11 protein-coding genes are annotated in these 13,199 nt (G+C 55.0%); 2 read left to right on the top strand and 9 right to left on the bottom strand.

The window, feature by feature from the left end; all coding sequences use genetic code 11:
• Window positions 1-39 precede the first annotated feature (39 nt).
• The gene (locus tag WEB64_RS15430) at window positions 40-2,691 is read right to left on the bottom strand and encodes an EAL domain-containing protein (RefSeq protein WP_368065676.1); all 2,652 of its coding nucleotides are present in this window, start codon (window positions 2,689-2,691) and stop codon (window positions 40-42) included.
• A 65-nt stretch (window positions 2,692-2,756) separates the two neighbouring features.
• Complete coding sequence (traF, locus tag WEB64_RS15425; RefSeq protein WP_368060668.1) at window positions 2,757-3,998, bottom strand: conjugal transfer protein TraF; 1,242 nt, start codon at window positions 3,996-3,998, stop codon at window positions 2,757-2,759.
• Window positions 3,999-4,461: 463 nt separating this feature from the next.
• Between traF and WEB64_RS15420 the strand changes: the two genes are divergently transcribed.
• Window positions 4,462-5,637, top strand: a complete 1,176-nt coding sequence (locus WEB64_RS15420) for a flagella assembly protein FlgT middle domain-containing protein (protein WP_368060670.1) — start codon at window positions 4,462-4,464, stop codon at window positions 5,635-5,637.
• 12 nt (window positions 5,638-5,649) lie between these two features.
• On the opposite strand, the gene WEB64_RS15415 is transcribed toward WEB64_RS15420, so the two are convergent.
• From WEB64_RS15415 to sufB, 7 genes are read right to left on the bottom strand one after another with little or no spacing between them, the layout of a single operon-like run.
• Entirely contained in the window at window positions 5,650-6,108 is a 459-nt protein-coding gene (locus WEB64_RS15415) for a SufE family protein (protein ID WP_368060672.1), read from the bottom strand.
• Between the two features lie 35 nt (window positions 6,109-6,143).
• Window positions 6,144-6,686: a putative Fe-S cluster assembly protein SufT gene (gene sufT, locus WEB64_RS15410; RefSeq protein WP_368060674.1), complete on the bottom strand. Its 543-nt coding sequence runs from the start codon at window positions 6,684-6,686 to the stop codon at window positions 6,144-6,146.
• Between the two features lie 37 nt (window positions 6,687-6,723).
• Window positions 6,724-7,077: a HesB/IscA family protein gene (locus WEB64_RS15405; protein ID WP_368060676.1), complete on the bottom strand. Its 354-nt coding sequence runs from the start codon at window positions 7,075-7,077 to the stop codon at window positions 6,724-6,726.
• A gap of 13 nt (window positions 7,078-7,090) precedes the next feature.
• Window positions 7,091-8,344, bottom strand: coding sequence for an aminotransferase class V-fold PLP-dependent enzyme (locus WEB64_RS15400; RefSeq protein WP_368060678.1), 1,254 nt, complete (start codon window positions 8,342-8,344; stop codon window positions 7,091-7,093).
• Between the two features lie 5 nt (window positions 8,345-8,349).
• Window positions 8,350-9,636 (bottom strand): Fe-S cluster assembly protein SufD, encoded by a 1,287-nt coding sequence (gene sufD, locus WEB64_RS15395; protein WP_368060680.1) that lies wholly within the window; start codon window positions 9,634-9,636, stop codon window positions 8,350-8,352.
• A gap of 13 nt (window positions 9,637-9,649) precedes the next feature.
• Window positions 9,650-10,411 (bottom strand): Fe-S cluster assembly ATPase SufC, encoded by a 762-nt coding sequence (gene sufC / locus WEB64_RS15390; protein WP_368060682.1) that lies wholly within the window; start codon window positions 10,409-10,411, stop codon window positions 9,650-9,652.
• 57 nt (window positions 10,412-10,468) lie between these two features.
• Window positions 10,469-11,917, bottom strand: a complete 1,449-nt coding sequence (gene sufB / locus WEB64_RS15385; protein ID WP_368060684.1) for a Fe-S cluster assembly protein SufB — start codon at window positions 11,915-11,917, stop codon at window positions 10,469-10,471.
• 354 nt (window positions 11,918-12,271) lie between these two features.
• Here sufB and WEB64_RS15380 point away from each other — a divergent pair, with 354 nt between their 5' ends.
• A complete protein-coding gene (locus tag WEB64_RS15380) occupies window positions 12,272-13,195 on the top strand; it encodes an AEC family transporter (protein ID WP_368060686.1) in 924 nt (307 codons plus the stop codon).
• Window positions 13,196-13,199: the final 4 nt, after the last annotated feature.

Genomic DNA, 13,199 nt, shown 5'->3' with positions numbered 1-13,199 from the left:
GGATCGCAAACTTGCGAGGCAGACCACCGTTGCTATTGGCTATCCAGTCACCGGCGTCCGGGTTTTTGACCAGGATGTTACTGCCAGCCAGGCCAGCGCCGCATCACTGCTCATGGGTCTGGCTATGTGGTAGCCCTGAATGAGATCACAGCCAAGCGTTTTGAGCAGGGTTTGGATGTTTTCGTTTTCCACACCTTCCGCTACCACTTCATAACCGAGGTCATGACACATGTTAACGGTGGTGCGAACAATCGTCGCATCGCCTTTATTGCGGTCCATTTCCATAACGAAGGATCGGTCGATCTTGATTTCATTGACCGGTAACTTGCGAATGTATGACAACGACGAGTGTCCGGTACCGAAATCATCAATGGACACTCTGACGTCTGCAGCCCGCAACGCCCGCAGGGCTTGAAGGCTGAGGATCGGATCCAGCATGGCGGCGGTTTCCGTAACCTCCAGCACCAGACGCTGGGCCGCGACCCGATTTTTCTTGAGCAAGGCACAGACGTCCTCACAGAACCCCGGCTCCCGCAAATTGACTGCTGAGATATTGATCGAGACCGTGGCATCACAGCCGGCCTCGTCCAGCCGGGTGCAAAACAGCAGGGCTTCGTTCAGCACCCAGCGGGTGACCGGTTTTATCAGGCCGGTCTGCTCGGCCATCGGTATGAATTCATCCGGTGGTACGAAACCGTGCTCAGGATGCTGCCAGCGAATCAGTGCCTCAAAGCCTGCGACCCGGGAAGTCATAAGGTGAATCTGCGGTTGGAAATGCAGTGTCAGACCTTCGGTGCGGAGTGCTTCCCGAAGCTCGGTCATCAGGGTCAGACGCCGGGGGCTGTAGGGGTTCATTTCCGGCGCATAGACCGGCAGGTTACCGTCGCCGAACACTGTCTGGTCAAAAGCAATAAAGGCCTGTCGCAATAACACTTGCGGTTCGCGCTCGGTCTCACTGGCAAAGCTACATCCGAATACAAGACCAAGTTCAAGCGCCAGTCCTTTGAATTCGAGCGGCTTGGAGAACTGATCAACCAGAGCGTCGATGCGAGCCAGGATAGCTTGCTGATCGCTTCCCTGGACTGTAAACGCAAAGCTCACACCCTCGACGTGCGAAACACAGAAAAACCGGTGGTCGTAGGCGTCAAGGGGCAGGGCACCGCCCTGTCTGGATAGTAGCCCGTTCAGTCGCTGAGCGAAATCCTGCAGCAGGGTATCTGCCTGTTTGTGCCCCAGAGTTTTATTGACGTCGTCAAAGTTTTTCAGGTGCAGTAGAAAAATACCTGTTTCCAGCTCAGGGTTTTGTCGTAGCGCTGCTTCGGTTACCCGCTCGAAAATGGTTCGGTTGGGCAAACCTGTCAGTTCGTGATGAGTGGATGCATGGTGAAGCGCTCGTTCGGCTTCCCGTTGTTGCTCCATTGCGTCGAGAGAATTCTGCTTTTCCTGTAAGTAGGCATCGCGCTGGCGGTTGAACCGATCGGCTAGCGCAAAGGAAAACAATACTGCCTGGGTGGACGCCCCGATGGGAATGCCGTGCTCTGTCAAAACAGAGCTTCCCAGTACGCCGAGCTTGTTCAAAACGGTAAGCAGGCTGCCGGTCAACAATGCCAGCCAAGCTACGGAGAACAGTTTGGCGTTGTGATCACCCTGAAGCCAAAGATGGATGCCTGCCCAAAGATTGATCAGCGCGACGGGAATCGCCAGCAATACTGAAAGCCGGGTTGAGAGGCCATAATCAAGTATCAGCGCACCTGCCATACACAAAAGTGCTGCGGCCATCATCGCCAGGAAGATCCGGCTCCACCCCGGGTGCAGGTCCTCCAGTTCCAGAAATTCCCGGGCAAACAGACACATTGCGAACTGGCTGAAGGGCACAATGGTGAGGATCAGGGCATGGTGCACCCCGGGCAGTTCCGGGTATACATACTGGAATGCAAAGCCGCTCAGGCCAGTCATCAGCCCGAGGGTAGAAGTAACAATCAGTACATAGTAGAGATAGGCGCGTTCGCGAAATGAGAAATACAGGAACAGGTTGAACGCGGCCATTACTAGCAGAATGCCGTAGAACATACTTTGCAGAGTGAGGGCCCGTTCGCTCGCTGCATGGAACGCGTCTTCCTGCCACAACATCAGAGGAACTTGTAAGGCCCCCTCAGTCTGAACGCGCAAATAAATCGATGTCGTCGAACCCGCTGGCATGCTGACCGGGAAGATGAAATTCCGATGCTCGATGGCACGGCTGCCAAATGGTCTGGCGTCCCCGGTTTCTACGGCATGGATAATTTCGTCCTGGCGGACCTGGTAAAAGGCCACGGAATCGAGCATTGGATAACCGAGTTCGAGATAATGATCGAGGTGCTCTGCGACGGCATTGGTGACGGAAATTAAAAACCAGTGGGTCTGTTGGTGGTAACCAAGATTAATGTCATCCGGCGCCTGCTGCCATTCGGACGCTGGACGCCTGAGAACCTCTGCCAACTCGGTATCAACGTCCGTCATCAGGTAACGGACATGACCTGCCAGCGACTGGCGTGGCTCGTCTACTTGTACGCTGAGATTACGGGCCTGGAGGGGTAAGCTGGCGGCGGTGATAAGCAGCATTAAAATAAAACAGACCATCGGCCGAAAAAAACGCCGGAATTCAGGGTGCCAATGATCGCGGTGCTCTGTTTGTAGTTGGATTGCACCCATGAAATTCGTGTCCGTTTACCGGGTCCGGTTAGCCTTCGGTGGGCGGACCCGAAGAATGTGGTGTGCTAGAACGCAGCCCCTAATTCGAGGGCTACGCCGGTGTCAGCATCGCTTACCAGGCCTGCAACATCGAGCCTGGCGCCAAAAGGTGAGAGGCCAATGCCAAATGTCAGTTGGGTCTCCTCTTCGATGCCTTCGTTGTTATCGTTGCTGGCCAGATTCTGCCGCACCCCCATGCGCAACTGGGCATATCGGAAGGCATCAAACTCCGCACCAACCGCCAACCATTGGGTATCGTCACCGAAGCCGAAAGCTTTAGTTTCGGTCAGATCCAGATCAGCGGTGACAACGTGGAAGTCACCGCTATGGGCTATGCCTACGGTGATCAGGGGGTCAAGTTCGTAAGTGCGAACGTCGTCGTCCGGACGGGAGGCAGCTGAATCCAGCTCCATAGGAATCACATTTTTAATGGCAATGCCACTATTCCACTGCTGGCTGTGACCGAAAGCGTAAGCGGCGCCGAGGTCAAAGTTAAGGCCGCTTTTGTCAGTCTCAGAATTGCCGCTGTCGAATTCGTCATCTTCAAATTCGACAACCGTCCGAGTGTACTGGAAGGTTCTCATCTGAACATATTTAGGTGAGACGCCAAGCTGCAATCGATTGCCACTGGCCAGTTCCAGGGAGTGCGCAAAGCTGACGCCCACTTCACCCAGCGCCGAGGCGAGCACACGACCCCGGGACTCCAGCTCGTCAGCAAAATTCGGGTTCAGGACCCCGGCTTCAATCGCTGCCAGTCTCGCATCATCGTCTTCGTCGTATTCACCGCGAGCGGTCACGCGAAGGGATGCATTGGTAAAGATGCCCGCTGCCAGTGAAGGCCCCGGCAAGGCAATGCTGAGACCAGCGCCAGCATCGAGGCGCACGGTATCCTGATCGAACGCCTGAAGCTGGTCACGAAGCTCGCCCGCGCTCTGCTGGGCCGCCCCAGTATTAAGAGCATCCGTGTCCTGCTCAAGACGATCAATAGTTTCCTGAATGTCGTCAATCTGGTCGACGGTTTTTTTCTTATCCGCCACCCGGGCGTTGATTGAAGGCAGAATAATGGCAAAATCATCTGCCCACCCATGTTGTGGTGCTGCCAGCATTGCCGGGTTGGTGCTATTGGCGGTGCCCGGATGTGCAACCGCAACCCCGGTGCCCGCCATGCCCAATGACCGGGCAGTCTGGAACTTCTGAGCGCCTGCCAGCGTGGTTGTGGTTGCCAGAGACAGTCCTATGACGAGAGTAAGTCGAGACACTGAATGCATGGGGGGTACAGCTCCGTTATTTTAATTTGAGCCGCCTGCCTTCTAAGAATGCAGGCGTTTTTGATTCATCAGCACAGCAATGCTCGCTAGGGTAGGGCATTGCTGGGTTGTCAGCATCAGCAGTGCGGTAACGGATTGTATTGGCCTTGTAAAAACGACAGGTGGTGTCCGGGTGCACCGCCAGGTTTTCATCGAAAAAGGCTGCGAACTTTAAGTGATTTATCTTAAATCGGTGAGGACGACGGCAATCGATGGCCGGTGGGAAAGAGGAAAATCACAGGTCAGAGCGGGAAATAAGTGAGCGGGTAAATCCAAGGGCTTGCGAACTCAACGTTTTTTTATTATGGCACGGATATTTCATGTTCGGAGCGAAGCCTGTAACCCGTAATCCAAGACATCGTCGATGGAGTCTTGGATATCTCCATACGATTTCTTACCAGTCAATCACGCCGGAGCACATCGAATGGCGATTACCACACAACGAACACGCCCTGGCCAGGTCCCAAAGTGCCAGGCTCTTGCCTTGGGGGTGCTTTTAACCTTGAGCCCTTGGGTGGCAGTGGCGCATGTACCTGTTGAAGAGTCTCCCCGGAAAGCAGCACTCATACAAGCTACTCCCCAGGAAGCAGGCCCCAAGACTGAAGCTGAAAACAGAGAGTTAGAGCCTGTCCATCTGGTCATTACCAAAGAAGTTGGAGTCACCCAGAACAAGCTTGACAAGTTTGCCACTACAATACGGCGGGAGCAGCAACATCCTGAGTTTGTACCTCATACTCAGTGTCCTAATGACAACGCGCCTCGTTACCGTAAGAAAATCGCGGTGGCAGGCTTTACTGTTGAGTCCCCACAGCACGGTGCGTGGGGCAGTTTTCATGACGCGGGAGAGAATGTCGCTGAACTGCTGTATCAGAATTTTCAACGCACTGACCAAGTGCAGCCTTTTTTAGCGCAAAACTGGCAAATGTTTGCCAGCCTGGACAGGGCGCCTACCCGTCTTTCCCAGGATAACCGACTGGGTAAATATTCAGCCGTGAGCCGGGAGATGGGTGTCCAGTTCGTGGTCTCCGGAGTCATTCGTGATCTGGATGTCCATGATAAAAATGCCTGGAATACGTCCACTTACAGCAATGTGAAGCGGGCCCTGTTCAGTGCGGATACCAGCAGGGCCTTTGTGGTGGATGTGGTCGTACATGATGGCTTCACTGGCCAAATTGTCATGGAAGAGCGCTTTTCGACTGAGGGTCGATGGGATGTGCCTCGGACAGAGAAAGTTGCTTTTGGTGGTAGCCGCTTTCTCGGCACAGGCTACGGCCAGGCAGTAGAGCAAGCGCTGGGTGATATCACTGAGGAAATCGTCTTCAAACTGGCCTGCCAGCCCATGCTTGTGCCCATTCTCCAGGTCGATGGGAAGGATATTCTACTGGATGTCGGTACGGATTCCGGGATGCTGCCAGGGGCGCGGATGAGCGTCCTGAGAAGCGAGTCTTCTCTGGCACTGGCCGATGCCCCACCCCAGCTTTGGGATACCGGCGTTGAACTGCACATCCATAGCCTGAGTCTGGATACCAGCCGCGCCTGGATGCCGGAATATGGGGGTGTCATTAATATTCAGGCGGGTGACTATGCGGTGGTTTATTAGGCGGTCAAGAGACTATGCGCATTCCCGCGCTGCAATGTCCCGTATTTTTCCAACCATTGATCTCAGTCCGTTGCCCCGAGTGGGCGAAATGTGACGGAACAGGTCGAGTTGCTCGAACAGTTCGTCGATATCGGTGGTTAGTAATTCCCGAGGCTCCCGGCCATTGAGGGCGATCAGGATGATGGCGGCGAGCCCTCTGACAATCATCGCGTCGGAATCAATCAGCAGATAGAGCTTGCCACTGGCTTGATCAACGTAGTGGATCAGCCATACCTGGCTCTGGCAGCCATGAACGTAGTTGGTTTCTTGACGCTCATCATCCGGAAACTCCGGCAACTGCTTGCCCAGATCGATGATGTAGGCGTAACGCTCTTCCCAGTCATCCAGAAACTCAAAATCCTCGGTAACGTCCTCAATGGTGACGCTTTTGCCGAGAGGGTTGTTGATGAACGTTTCCGGTGCCGCAGTCATTAATTACTTGTCTCCTGGCGAACGTGCAGTGGGAGTTAAAACATACCCAGTTCGAGTTTGGCTTCATCGGTCAGCATATCGCTGTTCCAGGGCGGATCAAAGGTCAGCTCGACGGTCACCTTGTCCACGTTGGGCACGTGTTCCACCTTGCGTTTGACATCCTCGGTGATCACCGGACCCATGCCGCAGCCTGCGGCTGTGAGGGTCATCCTGATAAAGACCTCGTTGCCATCCGCTTCACCGTTGGTGATCTGGCAGTCATAGATCAGCCCCAGATCTACCACATTGACCGGAATTTCCGGGTCATAGCAGTTGCGGATGGCTTCCCATATCTGATTTTCGTTGATGGTGCCGTCGGTGGGGGTGTCGAAACTGCTTTCCAGAGGCTTTTTACCGAGGGCATCGGCTTCATGGCCCTCAATTCGGGCAAGATTACCGTTAACCGCGACCGTGAAACTGCCGCCGAGCGACTGCGTGATGGTCACAAAGGTGTCTGCCGGTATCATGATTTCGGTGCCGGTAGGCACGAGGCGGGCTTCCACCTCGCGTTTGGTAAGAACAACTTCCCGTTCTTGCATGAATCTTTCTGGCCTCGCCGGTTAACAGGGGTGTCGCTTAAGCGATTGAAAAGCTCTCGCCGCACCCGCACTCAGCCGTGGCGTTCGGGTTGCGGAAGTAAAACATGGAGTTGACGCCCTCGGTGATAAAGTCAATTTCAATACCGTTCACCACTGGCAGGTGCTTGCGCTCGACGTAGATATCGACACCCTCCACGGTGAACACCTGGTCGTCCTCCAAAACTTCCTCGACCCAGTGGGTCTCGTATTTGAAGCCGGAGCAACCGCTCTTTTTAATCGCAAGACGAATGCCCTTGGCATCCGGCTTTTTGGCGAGCTGCTTCCGGACGTGATTCACGGCGGTGGGCGTCATGGTGACACCAACTGTCGGGGTAAAAGTTTCAGCCGTCATAGTGTCGCCTCCATCAAGAAAACAGACGCTGGACTTTCTTGAGCGCGGTAAACAGCTGCTCGACTTCATCCAGCGTATTGTAAAATGCAAAAGATGCTCTGGCCGTACCAGGCACACCATAAAAATCCATCAGGGGCATGGCACAGTGATGGCCGGTGCGGATCGCGATACCCTGCTGATCCAACAGTGTTCCTATATCACTGGGGTGCAATCCGGCAATTTTAAAGGACATCACCGGTACTTTATTGGCGGCAGTGCCAATCACTTCCATGCCCGGCACCGTCTCAACCAGAGCGTTGGCCCGGGCAAGCAGTTCCTGCTCTGCTTGCTCCATGGCGACTCTGTCCAGCGTATTCAGGTAGTTGATGGCAGCACTGAGACCTACGGCCTCAGCAATGGCTGGCGTGCCTGCTTCGAACTTGTAAGGCAGAGTGTTCCAGGTAGTCCTCTCAAAACTGACCCGCTCAATCATTTCACCACCGCCCTGATAGGGTGGCATGGCGTCCAGCAGCGACTCACGACCGTAGAGCACACCGATGCCGGTGGGGCCAAACATTTTATGGGAGGAGAACATGTAAAAATCACAATCCAGCGCCTGTACATCCGGCTGGAAGTGCGGCACTGCCTGGGCGCCGTCGATGACAGTGATGGCGTCAAATTTTCGGGCTTTCGCCACCAGCTGTTGCACCGGGTTCACCGTCCCGAGCACATTCGACACATGGGTCAGTGCCAGAATCCGGGTGTTGTCACCCAGCAGGCTGTCGAAGGATGCCATGTCCAGTTCGCCCCCAGGCGTTACCTGAACAGGGATCAGTTTCGCGCCAGTGCGCTCGGCCAGCATCTGCCAGGGCACAATGTTGGCGTGATGCTCCATCACGCTCACGAGGATTTCATCACCGGCCCCAAGTTTGCTGGCAAGGCCGTTAGCAACCAGATTGATCGCTTCGGTGGTGCCGCGGGTCCAGATGATTTCCCGGGTGCTGGGGGCATTCAGGAATGCCCGAACAGTTTCACGAGCGCCTTCAAACGCTGCTGTTGCCCGGTCGCCCAGGGTATGGGCACCACGGTGAACATTGGAGTGCATCTGCCGGTAGTAATGATCCATGGCGTCCAGCACGGCCGTTGGCTTCTGGGACGATGCACCGTTATCCAGATACACCAGCGGCTTGCCTTGGACCGTTTGCGACAGGATTGGGAAATCCTGTCGCACGGACTCAACGTCAAACCCCGGTCTGGAAACTGCTTTAGCCACGGAAAGGTCCGTCATAGCGATCAGGCCTCGTTAAACGTCTGTTCGAAGAAGAGGTTGAGACGGGCCTGGACGGTCTCTTTGACCGGCTCGACCGGAATGCGCTCAACCAGCTCATTGATAAATGCCATGCTCAGCAGCGCCCGCGCCTCCCTCCGGCCAATGCCGCGGGAGACCAGGTAGAAAATCGAATCTGCATTGAGCTGGCCAACAGTAGCGCCATGGGCACATTTAACGTCGTCAGCGTAGATTTCAAGCTCTGGCTTGGTATCGATTTCTGCGCCGGTTGAGAGCAACAGATTCTTGTTGCTCATGTTGGCATTCGACTTCTGGGCATCCGGATGTATATGGATACGGCCATTGAAGATGGCGTGGGACTCGTCCGCTGCAATGTTGCGATAGGTCTCTTCGCTGTTGCAGTGCGGCGCTACGTGTTCAATGCTCGTGTGATTGTCGTAATGCTGTTTGCCCTGGGTTACGACCACGCCGTTGAGCACACATTCCGCGCCTGGACCTTCAAGGCGAACCTGCAGGTCATGACGGCGAAGAGGGCCGCCAAATCCGACGGTATGGCTCTCAAAGCGCGCGTTGTTCTTCAGTCGCGCACCGGTCGCGCCGATGTGTTGCACCGTGTCTCCGTCCAGAGCGAGCCGGATGCTGGTTACCTGGGCGCCTTCTGACAGCGCAAATTCCGTTACGGTATTGACCATGGCGGACTCGGCGCCGCTGGTTATATATTCCTCCACCAGCGTGATTTTACTGTGGCGTCCCGCATCAACATAGATGCGCGGATAAGCCGAACCCGGAGAGTTGGCGTCGGTCTCGCACACAATGTAAAGCGGCTGATCAAGCACGGCGTCTGCGTTCAGGCGAATATACAAACCGTCCTCAAAGCGGGCGCTATTCAGGCGCGCCAACTGCACGGCGGTGCTGTCGAGAGTATTGTCGAGCCGCTCGGCGAGTTCCCGGGCTTCGTCGTCATCCAGATCCGCAAAACTTTGAATTTCGATGCCTTCGACATCGGGATAGTCACTGGCTTCAGGTACCATTATCCCGTTGTGAAACACCACGTGATAACCTGCAACCGCCAGCCCCGGGCCAGCTTTGCCAGCAGCGGGCAGGCTTGGGGCCAGCACGTCGTCCATCTTCAGGTAGCGACTGGAATACTTCCAGTTCTCGGTCTTGCGCGTGGGTAACGGCATATCGACCAACGCCGTGCCCCGCTGTTTGCGCAATGCCAGCAATGGCTCCGGCAGGGTATTCCCCGAAGGCTGGAGGAACGTGCTGGAAAGTTTGGGTGCTGCGATCATTCCTGCATTCTCCTTAGCTGACGGTGGCGGCTTCATTAATGCCGAGCCAGCCGTATCCACGCTCTTCCAGTTCCAGGGCTAGTTCCTTGCCGCCGGATTTGACGATACGTCCATCGGCCAGCACGTGTACAAAATCCGGCACAATGTGGTTCAGCAGACGCTGGTAATGGGTCACCATCAGTACCGCCCGGTCCTTGGATTTGAGCGCATTGACGCCGTCCGCAACAACTTTCAGGGCGTCGATATCGAGCCCGGAATCGGTTTCGTCCAGAATTGCAAGTCTGGGCTGAAGCAGCAGGGCCTGCAGAATCTCATTACGTTTTTTCTCGCCCCCGGAAAAGCCTTCATTGACACCACGCTTCAGAAAGCTGGGGTCGAGGTCGACCTGCTTTGAGGTTTCCCTAGCCAGCTTCATAAACTCGGCAGCATTCATTTCAGGTTCGCCGCGGTGCTGACGTTGAGCGTTCACCGCCGTGCGCAAGAATTGCATGTTGCTGACGCCGGGAATTTCCACCGGGTACTGGAATGCCAGGAAAATGCCTTCCCGTGCCCGCTCTTCGGTTTCCAGTTCCAGCAGGTTGTTGCCGTCCAGCAGCACTTCACCTTGTGTCACAGTGAAGGTTTCATTGCCTGCAAGCACCTGGGACAGGGTGCTCTTGCCTGAGCCGTTAGGACCCATAATGGCATGGATTTCTCCGGCCTTGATTTCCAGGTTGATGCCCTTGAGGATTTCTTCTCCCTCAACGGTGGCGTGCAGGTTCTTTATGCTCAGCATGGATCGATTTCTCTCTCGTTTAATCTGTCTGAATTCCAGGTCGCTTCGGAGGCGGTATTAGCCCACCGAGCCTTCGAGGCTCACTTCGAGAAGTTTGCCAGCCTCGACCGCAAACTCCATCGGCAACTCTTTGAACACTTCCCGACAGAAGCCATTGACGATCATCGATACCGCCTGTTCCGGATCAATGCCACGTTGGCGGCAGAGGAACATTTGCTCGTCACTCACTTTTGACGTGGTCGCTTCGTGCTCAAGAATGGCGCCCTTGTTCTTGGTTTCGATATACGGAAACGTATGAGCGGCGCTCTTATCACCAATCAGCAGGGAATCGCACTGGGTAAAGTTTCGTGCGCCTTCGGCGCCTGGCCCGAATTTCACCAGGCCGCGATACGCGTTGCTGCTGTGCCCAGCCGATATACCCTTGGAAATAATGGTGCTACTGGTGTTCTTGCCCAGGTGAATCATTTTGGTGCCGGTGTCGGCCTGTTGATAATTATTGGTCAGTGCGACGGAATAGAATTCGCCGACACTGTTCTCACCGCGCAATACACAGCTTGGGTACTTCCAGGTAATCGCAGAGCCGGTCTCAACTTGCGTCCAGGAAATTTTGGAATTTTTCCCGATACAGGCGCCACGCTTGGTGACAAAGTTGTAAATGCCACCCTTGCCGTTTTCGTCGCCCGGATACCAGTTCTGGACCGTGGAATATTTGATTTGGGCATCGTCCATGGCCACCAGTTCAACAACGGCCGCATGGAGCTGGTTCTCGTCCCGCATGGGCGCTGTACAGCCTTCCAGATAGCTGACATAGCTGCCAGCTTCGGCAATGATCAACGTGCGCTCGAACTGGCCAGTATTGGCGGCGTTGATCCGAAAATAAGTGGACAGCTCCATCGGGCAGCGCACACCTTTGGGCACATAGACAAAAGTGCCGTCGGAAAAGGTCGCCGCGTTAAGGCAGGCGAAGAAGTTGTCGCCCGCAGGCACTACCGAGCCAAGATATTTTTTTACCAGTTCCGGGTGCTCTTTTACGGCTTCCGAAATCGAACAGAAGATAACCCCGGCTTTGGCCAGCGGCTCTTTGAAAGTCGTCGCCACAGATACTGAGTCGAATACCGCATCAACTGCAACACCGGCCAGGGCGGCGCGTTCGTGCAGGGGAATGCCCAGTTTTTCATAGGTGCGCAGCAATTCGGGGTCAACCTCGTCCAGGCTCTGGGGCATATCTTCTTTCTTCTTCGGGGCTGAATAGTACGAAATACTGTCGTAATCGACCTTTGGATAATGCACGTGAGCCCATTCCGGCTCGTCCATCTCAAGCCAGCGACGGTAAGCTTTCAGTCGCCATTCCAGCATGAACTCAGGTTCACCCTTGATGGCTGACAGGCGCCGGATAACATCTTCATTCAGGCCAGGCTCAAACGTATCAGCCTCGATTTCTGTGACGAAACCGTGCTCATATTCCCGTTTGATCAGCTCGTTCACCTGCTGGTCGCTGTTCGCCATGATCGTCGCTCCGTATTCTCTCATTGGGGCCGCCAGGCCCGCTGTTTTACCAGAATGAGTCTTCGGGACCCTGCCTGGAAACTCTGGATGTCTTGCCTCAAGTGCTTGTCGGGGCCGAATCCGGACTCCGCTGTACGCTTTAAAGGTCGTTGTTAGATGAGGCTTTTGATGACTGATTGTACAATATCAGACTAAATTAGTCAGGTATTAATTTGGCGTGTCTGGATTATACCGCAATTGGAAGTTCAGGCATTAACGACTGGGTTATCGAGGCGATAGCTTGTCCTGACGGGGCAATGCTCTCGTGCCAACGTGCTGGTAAACTTTGCTGAATAAACTTTCTCCGGAGTTGCCATGGCCGCGGCTTTTATCCTGCTTTTCAAGCTGCTCCCCCTCTACATCACCGTGGCCCTGGGGTGGATTGCCGGGCGCTATCTTGAGGCCAGCGGCAAGCATATTGCCGGAATCATGCTCTACATCATCACCCCTTCTGTGATTTTTTATGGCGTGATGAAGGCGCCGCTATCATTTGAGGTAGTCCTGCTTCCCTTGCTGACGTTTGTGCTTTCAACGGTGATTGGCGTGGCCCATTTGCTGATCGGCCGGCGGCTTTTAAGCGATGGTAGTGCCAATATCCTGCCTTTGGCTGCGGGCACTGGCAATACAGGCTATTTCGGTATTCCGGTGGCGCTTTTGCTGTTTGGCGAACAGGGTGTGGGCGTTTATATCGTCTGCATGTTGGGCACGACGCTGTACGAAACGTCTGTCGGGTTTTACCTCGCCGCTCGAGGCCGCTACGGAGTGCCGGAATGCCTGCGCCGAGTGGCCCGATTGCCTTCCATATATGCCTTTGCGTTGGCCGTTACGTTGAATCTGTCAGGGGTCGGAATTCCCGATGTGCTGACGCCCCTGTTTGATAATCTGCGGGGCGCCTACAGCATATTTGGCATGATGATTATTGGTATGAGTATTCTGAGTTTTCGCGGGCTGGCCGGTAACATGCGTTTTACTGGGCTGGCGTTCTTCGGCAAGTTTGTAGTCTGGCCGGTTGTGGCCCTTTTGCTTTGGGGACTGGATAGCTGGCTATTCCAGATCTACGACCTGGCGGTTTACCAGGCCCTGTTTCTCGTTTCCATTACGCCGATGGCGGCGAACACGGTGGTCATCGCGACGCTGCTGGACGCATCGCCACGACAAGCTGCGGGGACGACCTTGCTGAGCACTCTGTTCGCGCTGGCCTATATCCCGCTGATGGTGGCGTGGATCATTCCCCAGTAGGCCC

Source organism: Marinobacter sp. (assembly GCF_040882185.1).
Taxonomy (GTDB): domain Bacteria; phylum Pseudomonadota; class Gammaproteobacteria; order Pseudomonadales; family Oleiphilaceae; genus Marinobacter.
This window is presented reverse-complemented; position numbering and strand designations above follow the sequence as displayed.

Excerpts from the sequence above, each read along its gene's own strand:
- WEB64_RS15430 (WP_368065676.1), bottom strand. The coding sequence starts at position 2,691 with ATGGGTGCAATCCAACTACAAACAGAGCACCGCGATCATTGGCACCCT.
- traF (WP_368060668.1), bottom strand. The coding sequence starts at position 3,998 with ATGCATTCAGTGTCTCGACTTACTCTCGTCATAGGACTGTCTCTGGCA.
- WEB64_RS15420 (WP_368060670.1), top strand. The coding sequence starts at position 4,462 with ATGGCGATTACCACACAACGAACACGCCCTGGCCAGGTCCCAAAGTGC.
- WEB64_RS15415 (WP_368060672.1), bottom strand. The coding sequence starts at position 6,108 with ATGACTGCGGCACCGGAAACGTTCATCAACAACCCTCTCGGCAAAAGC.
- sufT (WP_368060674.1), bottom strand. The coding sequence starts at position 6,686 with ATGCAAGAACGGGAAGTTGTTCTTACCAAACGCGAGGTGGAAGCCCGC.
- WEB64_RS15405 (WP_368060676.1), bottom strand. The coding sequence starts at position 7,077 with ATGACGGCTGAAACTTTTACCCCGACAGTTGGTGTCACCATGACGCCC.
- WEB64_RS15400 (WP_368060678.1), bottom strand. The coding sequence starts at position 8,344 with ATGACGGACCTTTCCGTGGCTAAAGCAGTTTCCAGACCGGGGTTTGAC.
- sufD (WP_368060680.1), bottom strand. The coding sequence starts at position 9,636 with ATGATCGCAGCACCCAAACTTTCCAGCACGTTCCTCCAGCCTTCGGGG.
- sufC (WP_368060682.1), bottom strand. The coding sequence starts at position 10,411 with ATGCTGAGCATAAAGAACCTGCACGCCACCGTTGAGGGAGAAGAAATC.
- sufB (WP_368060684.1), bottom strand. The coding sequence starts at position 11,917 with ATGGCGAACAGCGACCAGCAGGTGAACGAGCTGATCAAACGGGAATAT.
- WEB64_RS15380 (WP_368060686.1), top strand. The coding sequence starts at position 12,272 with ATGGCCGCGGCTTTTATCCTGCTTTTCAAGCTGCTCCCCCTCTACATC.